Raw genomic sequence first — 600 nt, 5'->3', positions numbered from 1 at the left:
CGCGCCTGCTCCCAGTACGCGGCCAGTTCGGCCTCGGTGTCCCCGGTGCCCCGCGGCCAGTCGGCGGCATGGCTGGCCAGCGCGAAGGCATAGGCCGGATAGACATCCCGCCAGCGGGTGAATCCCTGGCGGCGGCGTTTGGCGTAGTCGGCCAGGCTGTATTGCAGGAAGTCCTGCGCCACCTCGTCGGCATCGGCCGCGCGGCGTTTGAAAACACCGCGGCGTATCGCCCCCAGATGGGCATTGAACAGCCGGGGGGCGGAGCGGTATTCCGGATGCTCTGGACGGTACATGGCACGAACCTCCCTGCGGGGTGGACACAGTTACCGCCACCGCCGTCAGCGGGTCGTGATCGCACCGTTACCCGGAGGTGAGCTGTTCACCGCTGCCGCGTCCACTGCCATTGCACGCCCACCGTGACGCTGCGGTCCGGGCCGGGCTCGTAGTAGCGCTGGTTGCCGTCGTTGACGATGACCGAGCCGATGTGGCGCTGGTCCAGCACATTGTCCAGCCGGGCGAACGCGCGCAGCGGGCCGTGCGGGGTGGACCACTGCCGGGCCGCCTCCAGATTCACCAGAGTGTGGCCGGGCGCGCGCGCAT

Annotated in this window: 2 protein-coding genes; both read right to left on the bottom strand. The window is 69.7% G+C overall.

Annotated elements, in window-relative coordinates; translation table 11 throughout:
* Positions 1–293 (bottom strand): hypothetical protein (locus JCM9942_RS17680; RefSeq protein WP_054661073.1); only part of this gene is annotated, 293 nt, incomplete at its 3' end.
* Positions 294–379: 86 nt separating this feature from the next.
* Positions 380–600: TonB-dependent receptor (locus tag JCM9942_RS17675; protein WP_054661071.1), on the bottom strand; the 221-nt coding region annotated here is incomplete at its 5' end.

This window comes from Stenotrophomonas pictorum JCM 9942, from assembly GCF_001310775.1.
GTDB classification, from domain to species: Bacteria; Pseudomonadota; Gammaproteobacteria; order Xanthomonadales; family Xanthomonadaceae; genus Stenotrophomonas; species Stenotrophomonas pictorum.
Note: the sequence above shows the minus strand (reverse complement) of the source record. Positions and strands in the feature narration are given on the sequence as shown.